The sequence below is a fragment of the Vibrio sp. HA2012 genome, from assembly GCF_002812955.1.
Classification (GTDB): domain Bacteria; phylum Pseudomonadota; class Gammaproteobacteria; order Enterobacterales; family Vibrionaceae; genus Vibrio.
In genome coordinates, this window is sequence record NZ_PFXK01000006.1 from 23,747 (window position 1) to 49,389 (window position 25,643).

Sequence of the window (25,643 nt, forward strand, 5' to 3'; positions counted from 1 at the left end):
CGAGGAACGAGGTACAGATGGCTAAGAAACCAGGACAAGATTTTCGTAGTACTCAGAGCGGCTTATCTGAATTAAAGTCGCGTTTACTCTATGTTGTAGTAGCGTTATTAGTATTCAGAGCTGGTTCTTTTGTACCGCTACCTGGGATTGATGCGGCTGTACTTGCCGATTTGTTCGAACAGCAAAAAGGTACCATCGTTGAAATGTTTAACATGTTCTCCGGTGGTGCTCTTGAGCGTGCATCTATTTTGGCACTGGGTATCATGCCGTATATTTCGGCGTCTATTGTTATCCAGTTGCTGACTGTAGTTCATCCAGCGTTAGCGGAACTCAAGAAAGAGGGTGAAGCAGGCCGTCGTAAGATTAGCCAATATACACGCTACGGCACGCTTGTATTAGGTAGTTTCCAGGCTATTGGTATTGCAACCGGCCTACCGAACATGGTCGACAATCTGGTCGTTATCGACCAAACCATGTTCACGTTAGTTGCGACCGTGAGTCTAGTAACCGGCACCATGTTTTTGATGTGGTTAGGTGAACAGATTACTGAGCGTGGAATTGGTAATGGTATTTCTCTGATTATTTTCTCAGGTATCATTGCCGGGCTGCCTAAAGCGATCGGAAATACAATCGAGCAAGCGCGTCAAGGTGAACTGCATGTACTTCTTCTGCTGTTAATTGGTGTGTTAGCTTTTGCTGTTATTTACTTTGTTGTTTTCATGGAGCGTGGTCAACGTCGTATCGTTGTTAACTACGCAAAACGTCAACAAGGTCGTAAAGTATTTGCAGCACAAAGTACGCATTTGCCACTTAAGATTAATATGGCAGGTGTTATACCAGCAATTTTTGCGTCAAGCATTATCCTGTTCCCCGGAACACTGGCACAGTGGTTTGGTAATTCAGGTGGTGAGGACAGCGCGTTCAGTTGGTTAACTGACGTGTCTTTGGCTCTTAGCCCTGGTCAACCACTGTATGTAATGCTTTATGCAGCAGCGATTATTTTCTTCTGTTTCTTCTATACGGCGTTGGTATTCAACCCGCGAGAAACAGCAGATAACCTGAAGAAGTCCGGTGCATTCGTACCCGGCATCCGCCCAGGTGAGCAGACAGCGAAGTATATCGATAAAGTAATGACGAGATTGACCCTTGCGGGTGCACTCTATATTACCTTTATCTGTCTGATCCCACAGTTTATGATGACTGCATGGAATGTCCGTTTCTACTTTGGTGGCACATCGCTACTGATTGTAGTTGTAGTCATTATGGATTTTATGGCACAGGTACAGACTCATCTGATGTCACAACAGTATGATTCTGTGTTGAAAAAGGCGAATCTGAAAGGCTATGGCCGCTAATCCGCGGTAGTAGTCAGATTCTCATTTACGGAGTTTAGCAATGAAAGTTCGTGCTTCCGTTAAAAAAATCTGCCGTAACTGCAAAATCATCAAGCGCAACGGTGTTGTTCGCGTGATCTGCAGTGAGCCAAAGCATAAACAGCGCCAAGGCTAATTAAGCAGAAATTTTTACTTGAAATGTAAAGGTTGGTCGAGTATATTGCTCGGCCTACCTTTTGCGTGCAAAAGAAGTAGTATGCCGCAGCGTATCCTCTACGGGCTTTGCTGCGGATAATTCTTTATTAAAGTACTAGGAGTGAATAGTGGCCCGTATAGCAGGCATTAACATTCCTGATCAGAAACATGCTGTGATCGCCCTGACTGCGATCTACGGTATCGGTAAAACCCGTTCTCAGGCGATTCTGGCTGAGCTGGGTATTGCAGAAAATGTTAAGATCAGTGAACTAACTGAAGAGCAGATTGATCAACTGCGTGATGGTGTTGCCAAGTACACCGTAGAAGGCGATCTACGTCGTGAAGTTTCCATGAACATCAAGCGTCTAATGGATCTTGGTTGTTACCGTGGTCTTCGTCACCGTCGCAGTCTACCACTACGTGGACAGCGTACTAAAACCAACGCTCGCACCCGTAAGGGTCCGCGCAAGCCGATCAAGAAATAATCGGATAAGGTAGAGTACAATGGCAAAACAACCAACTCGCGCTCGTAAGCGCGTACGCAAGCAAGTAGCAGATGGCGTAGCGCACATCCATGCTTCTTTTAATAACACAATCGTAACCATTACTGACCGTCAGGGTAACGCTCTGGCTTGGGCTACTGCTGGTGGTTCAGGTTTCCGTGGTTCTCGTAAATCAACACCGTTTGCTGCACAGGTTGCTGCTGAACGTGCTGGTGAAATGGCTAAAGAATATGGCCTAAAGAATCTGGAAGTTATGGTTAAGGGCCCAGGTCCAGGCCGTGAATCAACTATTCGCGCTCTGAATGCTGCTGGTTACCGCATCACTAATATCGTTGATGCGACACCAATCCCTCATAACGGTTGTCGTCCACCTAAGAAACGTCGCGTGTAACGTTTCGTTTCTAGGAAGATTGGAGAAGAAACATGGCAAGATATTTGGGTCCTAAGCTGAAGCTTAGTCGCCGCGAAGGTACTGACTTATTCCTTAAGTCTGGTGTTCGCGCGATCGATACCAAGTGTAAAATTGATAACGCCCCAGGTGTACACGGTGCTCGTCGCGGCCGTCTGTCCGACTATGGCGTTCAGCTTCGTGAGAAGCAAAAAGTTCGTCGTATCTATGGCGTACTGGAAAAACAATTCCGTAACTACTATAAAGAAGCTGCGCGCCTAAAAGGCAATACAGGTGAAAACCTGCTTCAGCTTCTTGAAGGTCGTCTTGATAACGTAGTTTACCGCATGGGCTTTGGCGCAACTCGCGCAGAAGCACGTCAGCTGGTTAGCCATAAAGCTATCCTAGTTAACGGTAAAGTTGTAAACGTTCCTTCATTCAATGTTGCGGCTAATGACGTTGTTTCTATTCGCGAGAAAGCTAAAAAGCAAGCTCGTGTTAAAGCGGCTCTGGAAGTTGCTGAACAACGTGAAAAACCAACTTGGATTGAAGTAGATGCTGGTAACATGGAAGGTACTTTCAAGCGTATGCCTGAACGTTCTGACTTGTCTGCTGACATCAACGAACACCTGATCGTCGAGCTTTACTCTAAGTAAGGTTTAAACTAAAGAGAGGACACAATGCAGGGTTCTGTAACAGAATTTCTTAAGCCACGTCTTGTTGATATCGAACAAATCAGCACGACACATGCAAAAGTAACTCTTGAGCCGTTAGAGCGTGGTTTCGGTCACACTCTAGGTAACGCGCTTCGTCGTATTCTTCTTTCTTCTATGCCGGGTTGTGCCGTAACAGAAGTAGAGATTGAAGGCGTTCTACACGAGTACAGCACGAAAGAAGGTGTGCAGGAAGATATCCTTGAGATTCTTCTTAACCTGAAAGGTCTGGCTGTGCGCGTGGCTGAAGGCAAAGATGAAGTGTTTATTACACTGAACAAGTCAGGCTCAGGCCCTGTTGTTGCAGGTGACATCACCCACGACGGTGATGTAGAGATCGTTAACCCGGATCACGTTATCTGTCACCTGACTGATGACAATGCCGAGATCGCTATGCGTATTAAGGTTGATCGTGGCCGTGGTTATGTTCCGTCTTCTGCCCGTATCCATACTGAAGAAGACGAGCGTCCAATTGGTCGTCTGCTTGTCGATGCTACTTACAGCCCTGTAGACAAAATTGCCTATGCGGTTGAAGCAGCTCGTGTTGAGCAACGCACTGACTTGGATAAGCTAGTTATCGATATGGAAACTAACGGTACACTGGAACCTGAGGAAGCTATCCGCCGTGCAGCAACAATTCTTGCTGAACAACTGGATGCATTCGTAGATCTGCGCGATGTACGAGTTCCTGAGGAGAAAGAAGAGAAGCCAGAATTCGATCCGATCCTACTGCGTCCTGTAGACGATCTTGAACTAACAGTTCGCTCTGCTAACTGTCTGAAAGCAGAAGCGATTCACTACATCGGTGATCTGGTACAGCGTACAGAAGTTGAGCTTCTGAAGACACCTAACCTTGGTAAGAAATCACTTACTGAGATTAAGGATGTTCTTGCATCTCGTGGTCTTTCTCTGGGCATGCGCCTGGAAAACTGGCCGCCAGCATCTATCGCTGAAGATTAATCGAATTAGTTAGAAGGATTAGGTCATGCGCCATCGTAAGAGTGGTCGTCAACTCAACCGCAACAGCAGTCATCGCAAAGCGATGTTCAGCAATATGGCTAGCTCTTTGGTACGTCACGAAGTTATCAAGACAACTCTACCAAAAGCAAAAGAGCTACGCCGCGTCGTTGAGCCTTTGATTACACTAGCTAAGACTGACAGTGTTGCTAACCGTCGTCTTGCATTTGCTCGTACTCGTGATAACGAAGTTGTAGCAAAACTATTTAACGAACTAGGTCCACGTTTTGCTGCTCGTCAGGGCGGTTATACTCGTATCCTTAAGTGCGGTTTCCGCGCTGGTGATAAAGCTCCAATGGCTTACATTGAGCTTGTAGATCGCCCAGAAGCATCTGAAGAAGCTGCTGCTGAGTAATCGTCAGTTCGTAAGAATGAAAAAGCCGAGCGTATGCTCGGCTTTTTTGTATCTGAAAAACTTCAGATTACAGAGCGTAGCCCGCTCTGTATTCTTTTAACCTTAGGCGTTCAGTGCTTGTTCCAGATCTTCCAGAATATCGTCGATATGTTCGATACCTACAGAAAGACGGATCATTTCAGGGCTTACACCTGCTTGCTTTTGTTCTGTCTCAGTCAACTGGCGGTGGGTTGTAGAAGCCGGGTGACAAGCCAGTGATTTTGCATCACCAATATTTACCAGACGTTTGAAGATTCTCAGTGCATCGTAGAAGCGTACGCCCGCGTCATATCCATCTTTCAGGCCGAATGAGAGGATAGCGGAAGGTTTACCTTTCATATACTTCTGTGCCAGCGGATAAAACTCAGAATCTTCCAGCCCGGCATAGCTTACCCAACTTACTTTATCGTGCTTTTGCAGGAACTGAGCCACTTTAATCGCATTTTCGCAGTGGCGTTCCATGCGTAATGAAAGCGTTTCCAGACCTTGCATTAGCAGAAAGGCATTCATTGGCGACAGGGCTGAGCCGGTATTGCGCAGAGGCACGGTTCGTGCGCGGCCGATAAAGGCTGCCGGACCGAAGGCTTCGGTATAGATAACATCATGGTACGAAGGTTCCGGACTATTCATCGTCGGGAAACGCTCTTTGTGTTCCGCCCATGGGAATTTGCCTGAATCAATAATCATTCCACCCAAGCTGTTTCCATGTCCACCGACGTATTTTGTCAGAGAATGAACCACGATATCAGCACCAAATTCGATAGGCTTACAAACGGCCGGCGATGCGACGGTATTATCGACAATAACTGGAACGCCCTGAGCGTGAGCCAGTTCTGCCACTTTTTCCAAATCAATGATATTACCCGCCGGGTTACCGATAGATTCGCAATATACGGCCTTAGTCTTCTCATCAATCAGCTCAGCCAGGCTTTCAGGCTTGTCATCTTTAGCGAAACGGACTTCGATGCCCATATTCGGGAACATATGCGCGAATAGGGTATAGGTGCCACCGTATAACTGAGGGGTGGAAACAATATTGTCACCGGCTTGAGCAAGGGTCAGAATGGCGTAGTGAATTGCAGAGCTTCCCGCACTAACAGCAAGGCCAGCGATACCGCCTTCCAGCGCCGCCATACGCTTTTCCAGCACGTCGTTGGTCGGGTTCATAATGCGAGTGTAGATATTACCCGGTACTTCAAGATTGAACAGATCAGCTCCGTGCTGAGCGTTGTCAAATTCGTAGGCTACTGTCTGATAGATAGGCGTAGCGACAGATTTTGTCGTAGGATCTGTTTCATAACCGAAATGGATTGCTAAAGTTTCGTCTTTCATTTGATAGATACTCGTCCATGGGAAAGGATAAAGAATCGCATAGGGGACAAGTAGGTACAAGAGGCAAAAAATGACAGGTAAATAAAAAGCGGTGCCTTGAGCACCGCTTTATCAGAAAATCAGGATTAAAGTATATCCAGAAGCTCTACTTCGAACACCAGTGCTGCAAACGGAGGAATTGCTGCACCAGCACCACGTTCACCATAGGCCAGATCATGAGGAATATACAGTTTCCATTTAGAGCCGACAGGCATCATCTGCAGGGCTTCAACCCAACCTTTAATTACGCCGGTTACAGGGAACTCAGCTGGCTGGCCGCGAGATACTGAGCTGTCAAATACAGTCCCATCTGTCAGTTCTCCATGGTAATGAACACGCACTTGTTTGTCGGCTGTCGGGGTTGTACCAGTACCTTCAGTCAGTATTTCATACTGAAGACCGGAATCAAGTACAGTGACTTCCGGACGTAGTGCATTATCTTTCAGGAAAGCTTCACCATCTGCTGCCGCTGCTTTTGCTGCTTCTGCGCGTGCTGCTTCAGCACGAGTATGAATTTCCTGCAGTGCTGCATTTATTTCATCAACAGAAATTTCTGGCATATCACCAGCCAGAGAAGTTGCAATACCTTTTGCAATGGCTGCTACATTCAGACCTTCAAGACCACTGCCAGCCAGTTGCTGACCCATTTGCAGACCAATACCGTAGCTGGCTTTTTGTTCTACAGTTTCTAATTTGATGTCGGACATAATGTCTCTCTTTATTTTACGGAATAAAGGCGACAGAATAACAGTTATACAGCAATGAAGAAACCGTACCGTTTTCTATGTTCTTATAAGAGCATGTTTTCAAGAGAGCGGTATTTTTACAAAAGTTTTGCCTGTCAGGGGATTTCATATTTGAAATGCTGCCGTCCCTTATGTGAAAATTTGTTATCTATCCGGATTATAAGGAATCTGTGACGATGAACCGTCGAAACCGAAAAAAAAAGCCAAATAGTTTTGGGGATAAGCTTGCTCAGCAAATAAAAGATCGAACCGGTAAGGGAGGATCGATAAAAGAGTATTATTTTTGGCAGCAATTACCCCGGTTTCATCAGCGGGCTTTGATGGTATTGGTGCCAGTGTTATTCCTGTTGTTTGTATTGCCTGTATCAGAACCTCAATCTGACGTGCCTGAAGCAGAAGAGAATCGCAGAGTGACGGTTGATGTCGACACGACCAGTCTGAGTCAGCAGCAGGAAGCTAAGCCGGCTGTAAAGCATACAACAGAAAACACGGTACAACCACAAGTGACCAGAAATGGTTCATGGAAAGAATATGAAGTTCAGTCTGGAGACACATTGGCTAAAGTCTTTCGTGCCAATAACTTGCCGATGGCAGACTTGAATGCGCTAGTACAGATCGAGGGACTGGATAAACCGTTGAGTAAAATACGAGAAGGGCAACTGGTACGTTATAAGCTGACATCTGATGGCAGTCTGGATATTTTACAGCTGGAGAAAGGCGGAACATCGGTTATGTTTTTCCGCCTTTCTGACGGTGGATTCGGCCGCAGTAAATAGCGTGTACTAAAGTGATCCGGAGAGGCCGGATTTGGAACTTCATTGGGTTTGTGGTTTATATAACTGCATATCAATGTGAGGAATACCATCTTCCAGATAGCAGTCAGACACTGGGATAAAACCGTGTCTGGTATAAAATTGCTGCAGATGGGACTGAGCCCCGATAGTAATTGATTGCCCCGGCCACAGTTTTTCACATTGATCCAGTGCTGTGGTCAGCAGTTCATGGCCCAGATGATAGCCTCGTTCGGAAGTTTTTATCACGACTCGTCCAATGCTGGCATCTTTGTAGCTTAGCCCTTTCGGTAGTAGTCTCGCGTAGGCAATGATATGGCCATTACGGGAACCGATAACATGGTTCACACCTTCCTGAATATCCTTTTCATCCAGTTCCGGATAAGGGCATTGTTGTTCTACTACAAAAATATCGACTCTGAGCTTTAATATCTCATACAGCTGCTGGGTTGATAGCTGTTGAAAAGAAAGATTTTGCCAGTAAATCATAGTCTCTCCGGCTTCTGGTTTGTTAAACGACATGATCAACCGAATGGCTGATTTCGGTGTGCAGGGTAAATTTCTGGCTGAGCAGAGCAACCAGTTGATCGTAATACTGCATATTGGGCTTATTGCCGAGTAATTTACACAATTCGTTACCTGTAGGACTAAAGCGGTAATATATTAGTCTGGTGCCTTTATTCATCGGCTGCAATGTCAGCATTTTTCCCTGATAATTCAGAGGCAGTGCCGGGTCAAAATCAATTTCTCCTGATTCCAGTTCTGAGCCCAGAATTAAGCCTAGTTCAATCAGCAGTAACAAACTGGAGTAGGGAAGCTGGTAATTACCGAGATTAACGGTATTGGTCTTATCTCTGCGACTCAGGCTAAAAATCCCCGAAGGAGTACGAAACCCCAGCAGTAGCTTCTTGCTCTGTTCTGTACCAAAACTGCAAGCCAGAGAAGCAGCGCGTTGCAGATTCTGTGCCTCTCTTGGTGTCATATCCTTCAGTATTTTTAGAGCCTTCATCGATGTTGAACCGGGATTGGTGATCTCCAGTTTCAGTACCTGAGCCCACAAACGCTGCATTGAAGCATTGTGAATATCTTGTGCCATGTCGAAAAATCGGTACAGCCAGTCCTGATCCGGTTCCCCTGCTGTTTCATCTTTACAGCAAGTCAGAGCCAGTTTCATGATCTGTTCAAGATTTTTTTGTCTTTGCTCCTGGCATCTTTTCTGGCGGCTGATTGCCCGTTCCAACAGTGATTTTTCTGGCGTTTCTTTTGCTATCAGAGCATCCAGACCGTAGATTTCGGCAATACTGGTAACCTTACTGGCGCTGTCTTTTATTGAGTTTGATTTTCTTTTGGTTTGTGACGTTTGATGAACGGATTCGGTATGATCGATTGTCACCGGTTTTCTTTTTTGGTCAGACATGGTGTTTTATCCTGTATTACCGATTTGCTAGCAATGTAACCCTTAAGGAAAATAATCGCTACCAGATATGCCGGATAACCCTTTACTCAGACAGGGAAAATAACAGTAAAATGTGATCTCTTGCCAAAAAATGGATGTTAATGTTATTGGTAGGACCAAAATGTTAGATAATTGTAACGTAAATACAGTCAGGTAACTTGTTATTAATCAATGTTCATAAAGTAAATTGACTGTAAAATGCCCGGCGAATTGATAGCGGTACGATCAATCGGGAGCAGTAATTAACAGATTATATAACAGTTATCTCACTGAATTTGGAGACACTAGCACCATGATGGACTCGCAGGGACGCAAGCTAATGAAACAACTTTCGACTACAGCTCTGCTAATTTCGTACGTTGGGGTAGTGGCTTATCTGTCGCAGTATGCGGTATGACAACCCAGCCACTCCAGAGTTCTTGCCGTACTCTTTACAGCCGTATTCTTTCAGACCTATCTCTCAATAGCATAGCCGATTTTATCCTGTTTATGGTTTGTCGGTTTAACTTTGGGGCACACCACATTCCACAGTCACTGTATCGGGATATCACCTTTAAACCGGACACAAATGGTCTGGTTTAGTGGTGGTTTGTGTATACAGTATCCGGAAAATTAGTTGTCAATATTCGGTTTCTTCGGGTTCTTTTTCGCAAAGCGCAAAGCATCATAGTCAAGCTTAATGGTTCCGTGTATTCCGATAGAATTTTTATCGTGTCCACTATCACAGATTCGGTGTAGTAAGGACAGCTAACAGTAATTTGACGGGGAAATGGAATTAAACTTGCTTATATCTGACCGGCTTTAACAAAAGTTGAACATTCGTCCGTTAGACTGCACGCGTTTGCTTTGGAGTTGTTACGTTGAAAGTGATGGCTCAGTATTAAAACGGATAAACAGCGTCGTCGGATCAGAGAAGGTTATTATGCTTAAAGAATTCACTATATATCGTCCTCTTCAGGTTGCAAAATTCGTTAAGACATTGTTTAAGGGGAGTTTTTTTATTTCAGGCGTCGGCCTGTTTTATTTTGATAAAGGTAAGGTATTGCTTCCGGATGTGACAAATAAACAAATGCTGTCTGTAATGAAAGAAGTTAATATAGCCATAGATTCACTGTCGGTTCAGCCTGCCTGAGGAACGGTTTTTCCCGTAGGTGGGCTTATTCTGAAATATGATACCGCTAATACGTTCCGGGAAGAATGATAAAAAGACGATTACTTTTCTGTCTGTCGACAATCTTGTTCACCTCAGCTGTCCGGGCAGAAGTCTCCCTGACTATCAATGGCTTAGAGGGGGAGCTGCAGGATAATGTTGATGCTTACCTTTCCGCTTTTTCTCCGGAAGAATACTCCACATCGCTGCGTTTTCGCTACCGTCTGGAAAAACGTATTAAGCAGGCTCTGCGTGCGCTGGGCTACTACCATCCCGATATTCTTTTCCGTGCCGAAGGTGAACATCTTCTGCTGACTGTAACTCCCGGATCACCGGTTATTATAGAACAGAGTGATATTGTTCTGGAGGGGGAAATCAGTTCTGATCCGGACGCTAATGCATTGATATCACATTCAGGATTACAGAAAGAAGCGGTAGTTAATCACGGTAATTATCAGGCTCTGAAGTCAGGTCTTCGCAATCTGGCTCTGGCAAAAGGATATTTTGACGGCCACTTTACCCGTTCGGAATTGGCGGTAGCGCCAGATTTGAATCAGGCTTTTATCCACCTGCACTATAGTAGTGGTGATCGGTATCATCTTGGTGCAACCCGTATTGAAGGCAGTCAGATAGAGGAAAGTAAAGTCCGTTCGCTGATACCTTATCGGGAGGGGGATGTTTATCGCGCAGCGACTATTGCCCGGCTTAGCCATAATCTATCTGATTCTGGGTGGTTCTCATCGGTTGCGGTGGAACCAATGCTGGATTCAACGGATAAAAACGGTCATCTGCCAATGAAAGTTACACTGGTTCCTGCGGCCGGAAATCAGCTTGAAACTGGTATAGGTTATTCTACGGATGTCGGACCAAGAGCTTCTCTGAACTGGGATAAGCCGTGGGTGAATCTGTACGGACACAGTTTTGAATCCAGCTTGTCATTCTCTGAACCGGAACAAACCGCTACTTTAGGGTATAAGATCCCGCTGGAAGATGTGTTGAATGAGTATTATCGGATTGAACTGGGTATAAAAAATCTGGACGACAACGATACACAGAGTCTGGAAAGTAGTCTGAAACTGGAACGGCACTGGCAGCTTACCTCCGGTTGGCAGCGAAATGCGTCTGTTCGATATCTGTATGAGGATTATGAACAGGCATCAGAAGAAGATGAACTGCAGATGCTGCTACCGGGGATTGCGTATTCTAGAACCCGGATTTTTGCTAAAGACGGTGTTTTACCGATGCGGGGCAATAAACAATCTGTTTCTGCTGAAATAGCCGATGAAAACCTGATATCTCCGACCAGATTACTCCGGCTACAGGGACAGGCTTCCTGGGTTGAGAGTATAGGCCCGGATCATCGTGCTTTTGTCCGTCTGACTGCCGGAGCAAATTTGGTGGATAATATTGAAGATATCCCACCTTCGCTGCGTTTTTTTGCTGGGGGAGACAGCAGTCTGCGAGGCTACGATTACGAATCGATTTCTCCGCGGGATGAAGATGGAGAGCTTATTGGCGCCAGATATATGGCGACAGGAACACTGGAATACCAATATCGTCTGACCGGTAGCTGGTGGCTGGCTGGTTTTATTGATGCCGGTGATGCCTGGAGTGATAGTGTTCCTGAATGGAAGCAAGGCATTGGCGCCGGAGTTCGGTGGATTTCACCCGTTGGCCCTGTCCGGCTGGATTTTGCCTGGGGACAGGATACATTGTCTGATGACTCATTCAGGATCCACTTTACATTAGGGGCTGAATTATGAGAGCAGGCAAGATATTGTTACTGCTAATGTTTACTGTCCTGAGCCTTATGGTGGTTCTGTTACTGAGCCGTGCAGGTGTCAGTCTGATGCTCCGGGGAGCAGAAAAGATATTGCCGGGGCTGCAGGTCGGGGCGTATCAGGGAAGCTTATGGTCGGGGGTTACCCTGCAGCATATACGATATACCGATCGTTCCTTATACACAGAACGCCTCCATCATCTGGATGTGACGTTGGATCGGGTAGATGCGGAGGTGGATTTCTCTTGTTTTCTGCAACCTAGGCTTTGTATTCGCCAACTGTCTGTGAATGGAGTTAAGTTAGCACTTACTTCATCTGATGGAGGTGAACATAATCAGAAGAAAGAACATACGGCCTCTATTTCTTCATTGCCAGAGATGAACATTCCTTTACCGGTAGAACTGAGCGCGTTTGAACTGAGTCACCTGACTTTACTTCCGGCACAGCAGCAATCACCAGTGCAGATTAAGCGTGTCAGTATGTCGGCTTATGCCGATGGACATGATGTTATTATCCGTAATCTGACTCTGGATATGCCTTTGCTGGAAACAGAATTATCAGGCAGAGCTAGTCTTGAAAGTGATTACTTACTTACATTGAAAAGTACGACAAAAATAAAACAGACTGTTCTGAGCGGACAAATAGTATCCTTGTCAGTGCAAGGAAGTAAAGATAGGTTGCAGTTTGTATCTAATCTGGCCGGCCCGGTGACTGCCCAAGCAGAGGGCGTCGTCCAACCAATGCAGGCAAATCTGCCTTTTGTTTTTAATCTGTCATACGGACATCTGTCCTGGCCGCTGCAGAGTGAAGCAGATTATCAGGCCCGAGTTTCTGCGCTGAACATAGACGGTTCTCTGGATGGATATAGCCTAAAGGCTACGGCTGAGTTGTCAGGAAGAACGATCCCTGATGCTCGTATTCAGCTGTCGGGTGAGGGTGATAGCCGAAAGCTCTCTCTGACCGATATGTTGGTCGATACTTTGGGTGGCGATATTTCCGGGCAGGCTCTGGTCAGTTGGTATGATGTACTCAGTTGGCAGGGAAAGCTGGCTCTGCAGAATATTCAGCCCGGGTTGCAGTGGAAAGAGGCTGAAGGAAAACTTAGCGGAACTCTGGAGTCCTCTGGAGAGCTGCTGGCTTCCGGTGGCTGGCAGGCTGCTCTGACAGAGATGAATATTCAGGGAATAATTCGTGAGTATCCGCTTATAGCAGACGGTAATTTATCAATAGAAGATCAGAGTGGTAAGGGAGATATTCATCTTACTGCAAATGGTCTGAATATCCGTCATGGCCGTAATCTACTCAGCCTGAATGGCTGTATAAATGAGAAACTGGATCTCCGGGGAAAGGTTGAAATCCCTGATTTGCAGTCGTCTTTTCCGGATGCCAGAGGACGTATTTCCGGTTCGTTTTCTGTGAGTGGTTCCCGGAGTAAACCGGAGTTTCTGGCCAGTTTTAAGGCTACTAAGCTGGAGTATGGGACAGCCCGGGCCGGTAGTGTCAGTGTTGATTCTGCTATCACGACAGTTCCGGATCTTCAGGGGAAGGTGAAGTTACAGGTGGCTCATGCCTTGTACCATAATCAGCAGATTGATTCTTTGCATCTGCTCCTTGCCGGGCAACAGAATGAGCATCATCTTACACTGGACATATCATCAGAGCTGGCTGATATCCGGGGGACGATCAGCGGGGCAATTCTGGAAACCGGAGAAGGTTTTTTTCCTGAGAATGTTATTTGGCAAGGGGAGGTAGACAGCGCTCAGGTTTCAACTAAGCAGGGAGTATGGATACTGGAACAGTCTCCGCATCTGACATATTCCGGAGAAACCCGTCAGGCATCTGTACAGGCTCATTGCTGGAAACAGGCAGGCGCTCGTTTATGTCTGACTCAGGATCTGCTGGCCGGTGCTTCCGGGAGAGCACATTTAGCACTGCAATCATTCAGTTTCAGTCAGATACAGGCTCTGCTGGCGGAAGATATTTCTGTGGACGGTTCTCTTGATCTTCGTGGAAGTGTGTCCTGGGCACAGGGAAAGATGCCAGAGCTTCGTATGGCACTAATGCTGTCTTCCGGCGGTATCCGGATGAAAGATAAATCATCACTGTATCAGGGATGGGACAGCATACAACTGAATGCGATACTGGATGACGGAGAATTGCAGTCGGACTGGCAGGTTCAATTGACGGATAGTGGCCGTATTCACGGAGAACTGGCAGTATCTGATTTGCTTAAGGAACATAAACCTCTCTCCGGGCGACTGAGTATGGAGCATCTGGATCTGACCTTGCTGGACGCCTGGTTGGGAGATTACAGCCATCTTGGGGCTCATCTTAATTCAGACCTCAGAATTAGCGGAGAAGTCACACATCCCATGTTATATGGAGAGGTACTTCTCGACGATATTCTTGCCCACGGAGAGTTTACACCGGTAGAAATTACCGGGGGGCAGGTGCGGCTGAATTTTTCTGGTTATCAGGCCGGGCTGGAGGCTGAACTGGATTCTGCGGACGGAAAACTGTTACTTAACGGTGAAGGGCAGTGGCAGGATCGGCATGCCTGGACAAGCGGAATAACTGTCCACTCGGATGAATTACATATCAGCTTGCCTCCAACAGCAGAAATTAAAGTCCGTCCGGAACTGCGCATAGAGGCTTCTCCCGAAACGACAAGGATTAGTGGGGATATTTATCTGCCATGGGCAAGGCTGGAAGTGGAATCCTTGCCGGTCAGTGCCGTCAGTGTTTCTTCTGATGAAGTGGTGCTAGATAAGTATCTGAATTCGGTCAGCAAAAATAATTCGTTATCTCTGATGCTGGAAAGCGATGTGAAAGTGCATATCGGGGATGATTTTCATCTTGCTGCTTTCGGATTACAGGGATATCTGAACGGATTACTGAGTATCAGCCAGAAAGATCGGGTGCCTTTTGTATTTGGTGATGTGGTAATCAGTGACGGAACCTATCGATCTTTTGGTCAGGATCTGGTGATCAATAAAGGGAAGATCCTGATGAATGGACCACTGGATCGACCGTATGTGAATATCGAAGCCGTACGTAATCCGGATAATATTCAGGATGATGTGACGGCCGGGATCACTGTTTCCGGTCTGGCAAGCGCACCGGAAATCACTGTATTTTCTGACCCGGACATGCCACAGGCGAATGCGTTATCTTATCTGCTCAGGGGACGGGATCTGGATGCAAAAGCCGGGGATAACGACATGACCATGACGCTGATTGGTCTGAGTCTGGCACAGAGTGGTAAAATCGTCGGTGAAATAGGTCAGGCTTTCGGCGTATCGGATCTACAACTGGATACTGCAGGATCTGGTAGTGATTCTCAGGTTACGGTGAGCGGGTATATTTTACCTGGATTACAGGTGAAATACGGGGTAGGGATCTTTAATTCACTTGGTGAAGTTACTTTGCGTTACCAACTGATGAAAGATCTGTATCTGGAAACGGTTTCCGGCCTGACCAGTACGGTAGATCTACTGTATCAGTTTGAATTTGATTAAAGGGAGCAGAGTGCTGTAAGCACCCTGCTCTCTGGATTATTCATCTGGAAAGGTCTCTAAACACTCATGCAGCTTCATCACCATATTCTTTGATCCGGCGAAGAAAGGCACCCGCTGGTGGAGTTCTGTAGGATTCAGATCCAGGATCCGGTTATGTCCGTCCGTCGCCGCTCCTCCGGCCTGTTCGGCTAGGAATGCTATCGGATTGGCTTCATACAGCAGGCGCAGTTTACCGTCCGGGTAAGTTAGGCTGCTGGGATAGAGATAAATACCGCCTTTGATCAGGTTACGATGAAAATCGGCCACCAGAGATCCGATGTAGCGTGAAGTGTAAGGGCGTTTCTCATTCGGTACATTTTCCTGACAATATTTAATGTATTTTTTCACCCCCATAGGGAAGCGGATATAGTGTCCTTCATTGATGGAGTAAATTGTACCGTCTACTGGCTGCTGCATGGATTCGTGTGACAGACAGAAAGAGCCAAGGGAAGGGTCGTAAGTAAATCCATGAACCCCGTTACCGGTTGTATAGACCAGCATGGTTGAAGAACCGTAAATAACATATCCGGATGCGACCTGCTTGTTACCGGGCTGAAGGAAATCTTCTTGCGTTGGTGTAGTACCGATGGGGGAAATACGCCGGTAGATAGAGAAAATAGTGCCGACAGAGACATTAACATCAATATTCGATGAACCATCCAGCGGATCCATCAGTACCACATATTTGGCATTCTTATTCAGCTCTTTATTGAATACAACTGCCTCATCGTCCTCTTCACTGGCAACACCACAGACCTGATCGCGGGCTTCCAGTGCCGCTTTAAATTTATCATTGGCGTAGACGTCTAGTTTTTGCTGAGCTTCACCCTGCACGTTTTCCGTGCCTATGGCCCCGGTAATATCCACCAGACCGGCTTTATTAATTTCACGATTAACAATTTTTGCCGCCAGTTTTATTGATCCGAGCAGGGAAGAAAGTTCACCACTGGCATGGGGGAAATCATTTTGTTTTTCTATAATGAATTCGCCGAGAGTGCGAGATTCTCTCATAATCTGTCCTTAAGTAGCGTTATATAAGGGAATTTGCTCCCTTTATTCCTGATGTTAGAAAAATGGTTTTGTTGGCTTAGCACTATTTAAATTTATTAAGTTCACCAAAATTTTCACTACTGTAAACTCTAAATCTTATTTTTGGAAGTGAAGTAACTAAAAAGTTAATGGTTTGTTTCCGAACAAACCGGCTTTTTTATCACTTATGATTGGGTTTCAGTACAAGGTGTGATAAGTAAGAGACAAATAGAAATAAAAGACCAGATTCAGGTCAGGATACAATAAATCATGCATATTCATATTCTAGGTATTTGCGGAACCTTTATGGGAGGAGCGGCCATGCTGGCACGTCAGCTTGGCCACAAAGTGACAGGCAGTGATGCGAATGTTTACCCACCTATGAGCACCCTGCTTGCAGAGCAGGATATTGAGATTATTGAAGGATTTGATCCGAAGCAACTTGAGCCAGAACCGGATCTGGTGGTGATCGGTAATGCGATGAGCCGGGGGAATCCCTGTGTTGAGCATGTGCTGAACAATAACCTGAAATATATCTCTGGCCCTCAGTGGCTGCAGGAATGCCTTCTGCATGACCGTTGGGTGCTGGCTGTATCGGGAACGCATGGTAAAACGACAACCTCCAGTATGTTGGCCTGGATTCTGGAAGCATGCGGATATGCGCCGGGTTTTCTGGTTGGTGGTGTGCTGGGTAACTTTGGTGTCTCAGCCCGTTTGGGAGAAAGTATGTTTTTTGTGGTGGAAGCCGATGAATATGACAGTGCTTTTTTCGACAAACGTTCTAAGTTTGTTCACTACCATCCCAGAACCCTGATTATGAATAATTTGGAATTTGATCATGCGGACATCTTCGATGATCTTGAAGCGATCAAGCGGCAATTTCATCATTTAGTACGAACGGTTCCGGGGAATGGACGGATTTTGATTCCGGCAGAAGATTCGGCATTGCAGGATGTATTGAGCCGTGGATGCTGGAGTGAAACTGAGTTTTCTGGTGCCGGTGGTGACTGGAAAGCAGAGAAAAACAGCATTGATGGCAGCAGTTTCAGGATCCTGTTTAAAAGTGAACTGGTCGGAGAAGTAAATTGGACACTGGTGGGGGAACATAATATCCAGAATGCACTGATGGCAGTAGCGGCAGCAAGGCATGTCGGTGTCATGCCTGATCTGGCTTGCGAGGCGCTGGGGCGATTTATCAATACCAAACGGCGTCTGGAGCTGAAAGGAACGGTGAATGATATTGCTGTGTATGACGATTTTGCCCACCATCCTACCGCGATTAATCTCACCCTTGGCGGGCTGAGGAATAAAGTCGGCGATACGAAGATCATTGCGGTACTTGAGCCACGTTCTGCCACCATGAAAATGGGGGTGCATAAAGAGACGCTGGCTGCTTCCCTGCAGGCTGCCGATGTTGTGTATCTGTATCAGCCTGCGAATCTTAGCTGGTCGGTCAGAGATGTTGCAGGTCATTGTTCTCAGGCTGCATATACGTCATCAAATATTGATGAGCTGGTCCGCCAGATTGTGGCAGAAGCCCACTCAGGGGATACTATTCTGGTGATGAGTAATGGCGGATTTGAAGGGATCCACGATAAGTTACTGGCAGCTCTGGGGGCGGGGCAATGAAACCACAGATGAAGTCCGTCACTCTGGCGTTTACCGGGGCATCCGGTGCACCTTATGGTTTGAGATTGCTGGAATGCCTGCTGGCTGCTGATTATCAGGTATTTTTGCTGATCTCTTCTGCTGCCAGAGTGGTACTGGCAGCAGAGGAAGGATTTCAGCTTCCAGCAGGAATCGATGCAGCAAAAGCCGTACTGGTTGAACGTCTGGGATGTCACCCGGACAGGCTTATAGTGTGTGGCAAAGAAGAATGGTTTTCTCCGGTAGCTTCCGGCAGCGCTGCACCGAAACAGATGGTCATTTGTCCTTGTTCTGCCGGCAGTGTGGCTGCCATTGCCCATGGTATGTCAGATAATCTGATCGAACGGGCTGCTGATGTTGTGATCAAAGAGCGTGGACAACTGTTGCTGGTGGTACGGGAAACACCTCTATCTGCAATTCATCTGGAAAATATGCATAAGTTATCGACGTTAGGGGTCACTATTATGCCGGCAGCTCCGGGGTTCTATCATCAGCCGCAGAGTATTGAGGATCTGGTGGATTTTATGGTGGCTCGCATTCTGGAACATCTGGGGATTGAGCAGGAACTGGTTCCCTGTTGGGGATACTCAAAGTAGTAACAGACTGAATTTCTTTCTTCTTACATAAATAAAGATTACAATTTTCGTTCTTAATACTCATCGGGGTGCTGGTGTAATCACTGGCTGAGATTGGGCTTGTGCCCGGAACCCGTAGACCTGAACCAGATAATACTGGCGTAGGAATTGAGTCAGGATACCTGCCCAAAACTATCCTCCTCAAGCCTGTGCCGCTCATAATAACAAGGAGAGCGACCAGTGAAATTGTTACCTTTAACACCGTTGGCATTAGCCGTTTCATTTTCTGCCGTTGCGGCAGAGAACTCTTTAACCGTTTATACTTATGACTCATTTGCTTCCGACTGGGGGCCCGGTCCTGCTATTGAAAAGGCATTCGAGGCTGAGTGTGGTTGTGACCTGAAATTTGTTGCACTGGATGATGGTGTTTCAATTCTGAACCGGTTACGGCTGGAAGGTGCTTCGACTCAGGCTGATATTGTTTTAGGTCTGGATAATAACCTGATAGAAGAAGCGAAAAATACAGGGTTGCTGGATATGCACGGTATTGATACAGCATTACTGAGTGTTCCCGGTGGCTGGAAAGATGAGACATTTGTTCCGTATGATTACGGATATTTTGCTTTTGTATACAACAAACAAAAGCTGGTTAATCCGCCGAAGAGCCTGAAAGAGTTAGTGGAACAGCGTGATGATCTCAAAGTGATTTATCAGGATCCCAGAACCTCAACGCCAGGACAAGGTCTACTATTGTGGATGAAATCGGTCTATGGAGATAAGGCGGCAGAAGCGTGGAAACAACTGGCGGATAAAACAGTGACCGTTACTAAAGGCTGGTCTGAGGCTTATTCCATGTTCCTGAAAGGGGAGTCAGATTTGGTACTGTCGTACACTACTTCTCCTGCTTATCATTTGATTGCTGAAAACGATGACAACTATGCGGCGGCGGATTTTGCTGAAGGGCACTACATTCAGGTTGAAGTGGCGGCGAAAGTAAAAGGCGGTCAGAATCCAGAGCTGGCGGACCAGTTTATGCGCTTTATGCTGAGTGATACGTTCCAGTCAGCGATGCCAACAGGTAACTGGATGTATCCGGTGACGGACGTAGCATTGCCGAAAGGGTTTGATACTCTGACTGTGCCATCAAGGGCATTGTCGTTCCGTGCAGACAACGTAGCACAAAACCGCAGAAACTGGATCCGTGAATGGCAGAGTGCACTGGTAGAGTAAGAGTCAGAAGTAAGACCTGCTATGAATAAGACCCCAAAAACCGGACTGATTATCGCTGTTATTATTCTGGCTTTTGTGGGAGCGGCTTTGGGGGCATTGTTGTTTTATGCTCCTGATCTGAATGTTTCTATTATATTGTCGGATCCATACTATCGACATGTTACCAGCTTCAGTTTCTTTCAGGCTTTTCTCTCGACCCTGATCAGTGTCGGGTTGGCTGTGCCTGTGGGGCATGCTCTGTCACGCCGGAATTTTAGGGGAAAGCCTCTGCTGCTGAGACTCTTTTCTATGACGCTGGTGTTACCGGTTCTGGTGGGTATTTTTGGCCTGCTGGCACTGTATGGAAACAGTGGCTTGCTGAGTCAGTTTTACCAGTGGCTGGGCAGTGAGCTGCCTTTCTCTATCTACGGTCTTAATGGCATTCTGCTGGCACATGTCTTTTTTAATCTGCCTTACGCCAGTCGTTTATTGTTACAATCCCTGGAAGGAATACCGCAGGAGCAGCATAAGCTTTGTGCCCATCTGGGGATGAGCCACTGGCACAAATTTCGCTGGGTGGAATGGCCACGTCTGCGTCAGCAGCTTCCACATGTCTGCGGACTGGTATTTATGCTCTGTTTTACCAGCTTTGCAACGGTCATGGCTCTGGGGGGCGGACCAAAATCCACTACGATTGAATTGGCTGTTTATCAGGCGATTAAGTTTGATTTTGATTTGCAGTCCGGGGCTGTTCTGGCGCTGTGGCAGATGTTGTTGTGCAGCTTGCTGGTGTTTAGTCTGCAGAAATTGACCAAGCCTTTACCGGCGACGGTGAATAGTGCCGAATATAGTGCTGTATTGAGCCGGGATAATGGTAAGTCTCGTTGCTGGGACTTTGGCTGGATTGGTTTGAGTGTGTTACTGGTTCTTCCGCCGTTGCTTATTGTATTGTTAAATGGAGTGAATCATCAGACAGTGGCAGTCTTGACGAATGACGGTTTCTGGACTGCACTGGCCGCTTCTCTGAGAGTGGCATTACTGGCTGCGGTGATTGCTGTTTCTGCTGGTATGGCTGTTTTATGGTCCAGCCGGATACTGCGTATGAATGAGAAAGTAGCCAGTGCGGACAGAATTGAATTGATTGGCACCATTATTTTGGTCACGCCGGGGCTGGTGATCAGTACCGGGCTGTTTCTATTATTACGCAATGTGACGAATGTATTCAGTCTGGCAGTGGTAATTGTGATAGCAGTGAACGCTCTGATGGCGTTACCTTATGTTATAAAAACGCTGGCTCAACCGATGTTGCAACTGGGGCAGCAATATCACCTGCTGTGCTCTTGTCTTGGCATCCGGGGCTGGAACCGTCTGCGGCTTATCGAGTGGCGCGCACTGAGAAAACCATTTGCTCATGCTTTTGCTGTCAGTTTTATGCTCTCTATGGGAGATTTAAGTGCTATCGCTTTGTTCGGCAGTCAGGATTTTCGTACTTTGCCGTTGTATCTGTACCAGTTGCTGGGGAGCTATCAGATGGAGGCAGCAGCCGTAGTCTCTTTATGCATGCTGTTGATTAACGTAAGCTGTTTTACCTTGATTGAGAAACTATTTACCCGTAGCAGGAAGACCCTATAGTGTTAGATATCCAAGCAGTTAGCTACCGTTATCACGAAGAAGAATTCCGCTTTGATCTGTCAGTGAAGCAGGGCTCTATTACCGCGTTGATGGGTCCCAGCGGTGCCGGAAAATCGACACTTCTTGCTCTGATTGCTGGATTTATTCAGCCACATCAGGGGGATATCCTGTTTAATGGGGAGTCTCTGCTGGGGGATGAACCTTACCAAAGACCATTTTCTATCCTGTTTCAGGAGCATAATCTGTTTACCCATTTGACGGTCAGAGAAAATATCGGTCTGGGGCTGAATCCGGGATTGAAACTGAGCGCAGAGCAGAAGCAGCAGATAGAGTATGCTGCTGAACAAGTTGGGGTTGAAGGTTTTTTAGATCGTTTACCGGATCAGCTTTCTGGTGGTCAGAAGCAGCGGGTTTCTCTGGCGCGCTGTTTTGTTCAGCCTCATCCTGTCTGGTTGCTGGATGAGCCTTTTTCTGCACTGGATCCTATCCTGCGTGAAGAAATGTTGGCACTGGTTAAACGACTGGCTAATGAGCGAGGGATTACTGTGGTGATGGTGACCCACCATATCAGTGATGCCAGAGCGATAGCCAGCGATTTTATTTTTATGGCACAGGGAGAGGTGTTGGTCAGAGATTCGGTGGATAAGCTGCATTCCACTCACCCTGACATAGCGCTAAGTACTTTTGTCAGGGCGGGGGAGTGATATCTGGAAGTCAGCCAGAATAAAAAATCAATTCGCTTTTAATTTCAGCAGAGTATGTCCCAGACCGATATTGTCGGTACGTTCTTCAATCTCGAAACCAGCTTCTTTGACTATCTCAATAAAGTCATCGCTGCGGTAGAAGCGGCTGTTGCCGTTGGCTAGGCAGGTGAAGTAAAGCGAGGTGGCGTTCAGGCTGTAGGAAGCTGCATCATATTTCTGACTGTCCCAGAACAGTTCCAGAATATAAACAGCTGCCTCTTTTTTCATGGTTCGACGGACGTTTTTCAGAATATTCAGTATTTCCATTGGGGAAAAGCAATCCAGAAACTGACTCATCCACCATACGTCCGCTCCTTCCGGCAGTATTTGTGACGGATCAAGCATATTGGCAGAGTGACCACTGATTCTGCCTGCAAAACCATTGGCTTTGGCATTTTTCATCGCCATTTCAAGCTGTTGTGGTAGGTCAACAATAGTGATTTTTACATCGCTATCATAGTTACAACATTGAATTGCCCATTTTCCGGTGTTACCACCAATATCAACCAGGGATTTTGGTTTTTCCTTAAATACGGTTTCTAGAAGAATAGGGAAAGAACGATCGGAATAAAAATGGTCGAAGGCAAACCAGCTTTCTTTGGCTTTTTTCGGAAGCTGTGACAACCCCTGATAGATGGTTTCCCAGTCCCCCAGTTCTTTCAGACCTGCCGGTGTACCGGTTTGGATAGCTTCTGTCAGATGCATCATGGCGGCATAGCAGACATCGGCAGTGAAATCTAAATTAGCATTGGTCATACCGTCATGCAGTAAAAAGTGACCAAGATTAGCAAGTATATAATTAGGTTTATTCCACAACACAATATGTGCACTGAGAGCCATATCCAGTAACACTTTGACACCATATTCGGATACGCCTGTTGCAGTAGATAGTTCTTCGGCAGAAATACCTGCAGTACCGGCTGTATCCAGTTCTTTTAAGATGCCTAAATCTCGCAATGTCCGAGCCGTATGGAAGACGACAGGTGCAAACGAGAGTTTTTGAGCTTCAGTTTTTGCCTCAAAGGCATTAAATGGATCTTCTTTATATTGTGACACGGAATAACCTAACTATATTAATAAAATGTTATATGCAGAGGTGATTATTTGCTTGCAGCAATTCTGCTTAATTCTCTTTTGATATCCTGATTTAAGGTATTGATCCATTTGTTGTAGTTACGGTGGATATTACCTGAGTTATATTTTAGGTTAGCAGAGTTAACATAAATCAGAGAGTAGTATTTTGCAGTGTATGGAATTTTGATTACAGCATGGTGAGAACGAACATATATTTCAGCGGTCATTTCATCTTTGTTAACATCTTTAATCATCCATTTACGGGCTTCTGCCGCTGCGATGATGGCTTGTTTAACTTCTTTCTTTTGTAGTTCATAAGCGACTGGGGTATCCTCAATGTTCATAACAGGCTGAATGCGATTACAACCAGCCAGTATAAGAATAAAGATGAAAGATGTGATAATTTTAAGCAATTTCATATTAAGCCTCTATTGATTGACGTTAGTATATTAAGCTGTCTTAGTATTCAGGTGGTTAGGGAAAAAATCAACAATCTATGTCTAAAAAAATTTTCAGCTTAAATATAGCCCTTAATGACTGGTATGCCTTATCACAAGGTTTGAACCAAAAAAGTGACTGGCAAAACTGGAGTGAATCAAGTGCGTTTCTGGGGGAGCAAAAGTTACCGGTACACCTTATTCCTGCGATGATGAGGCGGAGAATGAGTATGTTGAGTAAACTGGCAACACAAGTTGCACTTCAGTTGCTGGAAGAAAACTGTATTGATTATATGATATTTTCCAGTCGACACGGTGAGCTGCACCGGACAGTTGAGCTGCTGACAAATATCTTATCCGGAGAGGATGCATCCCCCATGGCTTTTTCTCAGTCGGTACATAACACTGCTGCAGGGTTAACTACGATTGCAGCGAAACAAACGTTGCCGGTTACCTCTATTGCTGCCGGAGAAGACACATTTCATCAGGCGTTGGTTGAAGCTTATGCTTATCTGTCTGACAATCAAACTGCAAAGGTAATGGTGGTTGATTTCGATGAACCTTTACCTGCGGTTTATGCTCAGTTTGAAGATAAGCAGTTTACCGGTTACGCTGTCGGTTATATCTTATCTTCTCCTGACAGGAACACTGAGTCTTTTTGTGTTTCTTGCAACACTCCGTCTGGAAGGACTTCTTCTTTACTCCCTCAGTCTGTCACAGTACTCCGGCATTTATTGGAAGGAGGGGAGCAGTGGGACATCCCGTCAGGGCGTTTTTCCTGGGGATGGCTGAAGTCTTCAGCAGCCAGCGGAATAGATTAGATTATTGTAATGGTTATAGTGATGCACTTGTTCAGGTACGGACGAATTCTGAGTACAGGTTTTTGTTTCTTTCTGTTTGGTTTTGGTGGATTAATTCTTAGCTTTATTGTTATTCCATTGATAAAGCTTTTTACACCCGATGAAAAAAAATGTAGTTATCGTGTTCAATTTATAATCCATATTGCGTTTGATTTATTTTGTAAGATTATGAAATTATCTCAGGCGATGGATTATAAAATCATTGGTGAAGAATTACTTAGAGAGGAAAAAAGTAGCCTTATAATTGCGAATCATCCTAGTTTAATTGATTATGTTTTAATCGCTTCAAAACTAAAGCAGTGCGATTGTTTGGTAAAAGCAGCATTATGGCAAAACCCATTTATTAAGAAAATTGTACAAGCTGCCGGATATATTCCCAATAAAGATCCTGAAGATCTTATTCATATCTGTGAGAGTAAATTTGCTGATGGGAACGTATTGCTGATTTTTCCGGAAGGTACAAGAACAACTCCGGGAGCAAAAAATAAGCTACAAAGAGGGGCTGCGCAGATTGCGGTAAAGACCAATACGGATATTCGGGTGATTCATATCTCTGTTGAGCCTACTTTTTTGACTAAACAGATGAAATGGTATCAGGTTCCGGCAAAGAAACCCTTTTTCCGTGTTGAAGTAAAAGGTAGAATTGAGGTTGAACCATTTATCAATAATAGCGACTCGCTGACGTTAGCGGTCAGAAGACTGACCAAACATCTTGAAACAGTTATCTATTGATAAAAATAAAATTAAGCATGTGAAAAATAAGTAGGTAAATGTGGAAGCATTACATAACGAAATAAAAGAACTTATCATTGATGCTCTTAATCTTGAAGACATTCAGGTCGACGATATTGATACTGATGCGCCACTTTTTGGTGATGGTCTTGGTCTGGATTCTATCGATGCACTTGAACTTGGTTTAGCGATCAAGAAGAAATATGGCATTGTTATCGATTCAGATGACAGTAAGACCCGTGAACATTTTGCTTCTGTTGCCAGTCTGGCAGCGTATGTTTCATCTCAAACCTCTTAATACTGAACAGA

At 45.7% G+C, this 25,643-nt stretch carries 25 protein-coding genes, 1 pseudogene and 1 riboswitch; of the genes and pseudogenes, 19 read left to right on the top strand and 7 right to left on the bottom strand.

The window, feature by feature from the left end; translation table 11 throughout:
* Positions 1-17: 17 nt before the first annotated feature.
* From secY to rplQ, 7 genes are all read left to right on the top strand, one after another.
* Positions 18-1,355, top strand: coding sequence for a preprotein translocase subunit SecY (gene secY / locus CSW98_RS11925; RefSeq protein WP_100800714.1), 1,338 nt, complete (start codon positions 18-20; stop codon positions 1,353-1,355).
* 40 nt (positions 1,356-1,395) lie between these two features.
* Positions 1,396-1,509, top strand: a complete 114-nt coding sequence (gene rpmJ / locus CSW98_RS11930; RefSeq protein ID WP_039969906.1) for a 50S ribosomal protein L36 — start codon at positions 1,396-1,398, stop codon at positions 1,507-1,509.
* A 148-nt stretch (positions 1,510-1,657) separates the two neighbouring features.
* On the top strand, positions 1,658-2,014 hold the full coding sequence (gene rpsM, locus CSW98_RS11935) for a 30S ribosomal protein S13 (RefSeq protein WP_100800715.1): 357 nt from the start codon (positions 1,658-1,660) through the stop codon (positions 2,012-2,014).
* A 19-nt stretch (positions 2,015-2,033) separates the two neighbouring features.
* On the top strand, positions 2,034-2,423 hold the full coding sequence (rpsK, locus tag CSW98_RS11940; RefSeq protein ID WP_004398450.1) for a 30S ribosomal protein S11: 390 nt from the start codon (positions 2,034-2,036) through the stop codon (positions 2,421-2,423).
* Positions 2,424-2,455: 32 nt separating this feature from the next.
* Positions 2,456-3,076, top strand: coding sequence for a 30S ribosomal protein S4 (gene rpsD / locus CSW98_RS11945; RefSeq protein WP_100800716.1), 621 nt, complete (start codon positions 2,456-2,458; stop codon positions 3,074-3,076).
* A gap of 24 nt (positions 3,077-3,100) precedes the next feature.
* Positions 3,101-4,093 carry a DNA-directed RNA polymerase subunit alpha gene (locus CSW98_RS11950; protein ID WP_100800717.1) on the top strand — a complete coding sequence of 331 codons (993 nt, stop codon included), beginning with the start codon at positions 3,101-3,103 and terminating at the stop codon, positions 4,091-4,093.
* Positions 4,094-4,118: 25 nt separating this feature from the next.
* Entirely contained in the window at positions 4,119-4,505 is a 387-nt protein-coding gene (gene rplQ / locus CSW98_RS11955) for a 50S ribosomal protein L17 (RefSeq protein ID WP_100800718.1), read from the top strand.
* Positions 4,506-4,607: 102 nt separating this feature from the next.
* Here the strand turns inward: rplQ and CSW98_RS11960 are convergent, their stop codons facing one another.
* Positions 4,608-5,876, bottom strand: a complete 1,269-nt coding sequence (locus tag CSW98_RS11960; RefSeq protein WP_100800719.1) for an O-acetylhomoserine aminocarboxypropyltransferase/cysteine synthase family protein — start codon at positions 5,874-5,876, stop codon at positions 4,608-4,610.
* A gap of 125 nt (positions 5,877-6,001) precedes the next feature.
* Positions 6,002-6,622, bottom strand: a complete 621-nt coding sequence (gene bamJ, locus CSW98_RS11965; RefSeq protein ID WP_100800720.1) for a BamJ family beta-barrel-assembly machinery protein — start codon at positions 6,620-6,622, stop codon at positions 6,002-6,004.
* 215 nt (positions 6,623-6,837) lie between these two features.
* Between bamJ and CSW98_RS11970 the strand changes: the two genes are divergently transcribed.
* Positions 6,838-7,437 carry a LysM-like peptidoglycan-binding domain-containing protein gene (locus tag CSW98_RS11970; RefSeq protein ID WP_100800721.1) on the top strand — a complete coding sequence of 200 codons (600 nt, stop codon included), beginning with the start codon at positions 6,838-6,840 and terminating at the stop codon, positions 7,435-7,437.
* 39 nt (positions 7,438-7,476) lie between these two features.
* On the opposite strand, the gene CSW98_RS11975 is transcribed toward CSW98_RS11970, so the two are convergent.
* Together CSW98_RS11975 and CSW98_RS11980 are read right to left on the bottom strand one after the other, a co-directional pair.
* Complete coding sequence (locus tag CSW98_RS11975; RefSeq protein ID WP_100800918.1) at positions 7,477-7,941, bottom strand: GNAT family N-acetyltransferase; 465 nt, start codon at positions 7,939-7,941, stop codon at positions 7,477-7,479.
* A 22-nt stretch (positions 7,942-7,963) separates the two neighbouring features.
* Positions 7,964-8,869, bottom strand: a complete 906-nt coding sequence (locus tag CSW98_RS11980; protein WP_100800722.1) for a TIGR03899 family protein — start codon at positions 8,867-8,869, stop codon at positions 7,964-7,966.
* Positions 8,870-9,830: 961 nt separating this feature from the next.
* Here CSW98_RS11980 and CSW98_RS11985 point away from each other — a divergent pair.
* The 3 genes and pseudogenes from CSW98_RS11985 to tamB form a co-directional block, all read left to right on the top strand.
* On the top strand, positions 9,831-10,040 hold the full coding sequence (locus tag CSW98_RS11985) for a DUF1107 domain-containing protein (protein WP_100800723.1): 210 nt from the start codon (positions 9,831-9,833) through the stop codon (positions 10,038-10,040).
* A 65-nt stretch (positions 10,041-10,105) separates the two neighbouring features.
* Positions 10,106-11,821: an autotransporter assembly complex protein TamA gene (tamA, locus tag CSW98_RS11990; protein WP_100800724.1), complete on the top strand. Its 1,716-nt coding sequence runs from the start codon at positions 10,106-10,108 to the stop codon at positions 11,819-11,821.
* 50 nt (positions 11,822-11,871) lie between these two features.
* Positions 11,872-15,357: pseudogene (gene tamB / locus CSW98_RS11995) on the top strand (autotransporter assembly complex protein TamB); the annotation flags it as partial.
* A gap of 36 nt (positions 15,358-15,393) precedes the next feature.
* Here tamB and fbp read toward each other — a convergent pair.
* Complete coding sequence (gene fbp / locus CSW98_RS12000) at positions 15,394-16,407, bottom strand: class 1 fructose-bisphosphatase (RefSeq protein ID WP_100800726.1); 1,014 nt, start codon at positions 16,405-16,407, stop codon at positions 15,394-15,396.
* Between the two features lie 288 nt (positions 16,408-16,695).
* Between fbp and mpl the strand changes: the two genes are divergently transcribed.
* The 5 genes from mpl (at position 16,696) to thiQ (ending at position 22,192) form a co-directional block, all read left to right on the top strand.
* Complete coding sequence (mpl, locus tag CSW98_RS12005) at positions 16,696-18,054, top strand: UDP-N-acetylmuramate:L-alanyl-gamma-D-glutamyl-meso-diaminopimelate ligase (protein WP_100800727.1); 1,359 nt, start codon at positions 16,696-16,698, stop codon at positions 18,052-18,054.
* On the top strand, positions 18,051-18,668 hold the full coding sequence (locus CSW98_RS12010) for a flavin prenyltransferase UbiX (protein WP_100800728.1): 618 nt from the start codon (positions 18,051-18,053) through the stop codon (positions 18,666-18,668). The genes mpl and CSW98_RS12010 overlap by 4 nt, the downstream gene beginning before the upstream one ends.
* Before the next feature lie 54 nt (positions 18,669-18,722).
* A riboswitch (TPP riboswitch) is annotated at positions 18,723-18,832 on the top strand.
* Positions 18,833-18,893: 61 nt separating this feature from the next.
* Positions 18,894-19,877: a thiamine ABC transporter substrate binding subunit gene (gene thiB / locus CSW98_RS12015; RefSeq protein ID WP_198517338.1), complete on the top strand. Its 984-nt coding sequence runs from the start codon at positions 18,894-18,896 to the stop codon at positions 19,875-19,877.
* A 21-nt stretch (positions 19,878-19,898) separates the two neighbouring features.
* Positions 19,899-21,488 carry a thiamine/thiamine pyrophosphate ABC transporter permease ThiP gene (gene thiP / locus CSW98_RS12020; RefSeq protein WP_100800730.1) on the top strand — a complete coding sequence of 530 codons (1,590 nt, stop codon included), beginning with the start codon at positions 19,899-19,901 and terminating at the stop codon, positions 21,486-21,488.
* Positions 21,488-22,192, top strand: coding sequence for a thiamine ABC transporter ATP-binding protein (gene thiQ, locus CSW98_RS12025; RefSeq protein WP_100800731.1), 705 nt, complete (start codon positions 21,488-21,490; stop codon positions 22,190-22,192). Before thiP ends, thiQ begins: the two co-directional genes overlap by 1 nt.
* A 27-nt stretch (positions 22,193-22,219) precedes the next feature.
* Here thiQ and CSW98_RS12030 read toward each other — a convergent pair whose 3' ends face one another.
* Together CSW98_RS12030 and CSW98_RS12035 are read right to left on the bottom strand one after the other, a co-directional pair.
* On the bottom strand, positions 22,220-23,287 hold the full coding sequence (locus tag CSW98_RS12030) for a methyltransferase (RefSeq protein ID WP_100800732.1): 1,068 nt from the start codon (positions 23,285-23,287) through the stop codon (positions 22,220-22,222).
* A gap of 44 nt (positions 23,288-23,331) precedes the next feature.
* Positions 23,332-23,724, bottom strand: a complete 393-nt coding sequence (locus CSW98_RS12035) for a hypothetical protein (protein WP_100800733.1) — start codon at positions 23,722-23,724, stop codon at positions 23,332-23,334.
* A 77-nt stretch (positions 23,725-23,801) separates the two neighbouring features.
* Here CSW98_RS12035 and CSW98_RS12040 point away from each other — a divergent pair, with 77 nt between their 5' ends.
* From CSW98_RS12040 to CSW98_RS12050, 3 genes are read left to right on the top strand one after another with little or no spacing between them, the layout of a single operon-like run.
* A complete protein-coding gene (locus tag CSW98_RS12040; protein WP_100800734.1) occupies positions 23,802-24,563 on the top strand; it encodes a beta-ketoacyl synthase chain length factor in 762 nt (253 codons plus the stop codon).
* A gap of 9 nt (positions 24,564-24,572) precedes the next feature.
* On the top strand, positions 24,573-25,334 hold the full coding sequence (locus CSW98_RS12045) for a lysophospholipid acyltransferase family protein (RefSeq protein ID WP_198517330.1): 762 nt from the start codon (positions 24,573-24,575) through the stop codon (positions 25,332-25,334).
* A 40-nt stretch (positions 25,335-25,374) separates the two neighbouring features.
* Positions 25,375-25,632 carry a phosphopantetheine-binding protein gene (locus CSW98_RS12050; RefSeq protein WP_100800736.1) on the top strand — a complete coding sequence of 86 codons (258 nt, stop codon included), beginning with the start codon at positions 25,375-25,377 and terminating at the stop codon, positions 25,630-25,632.
* Positions 25,633-25,643: the final 11 nt, after the last annotated feature.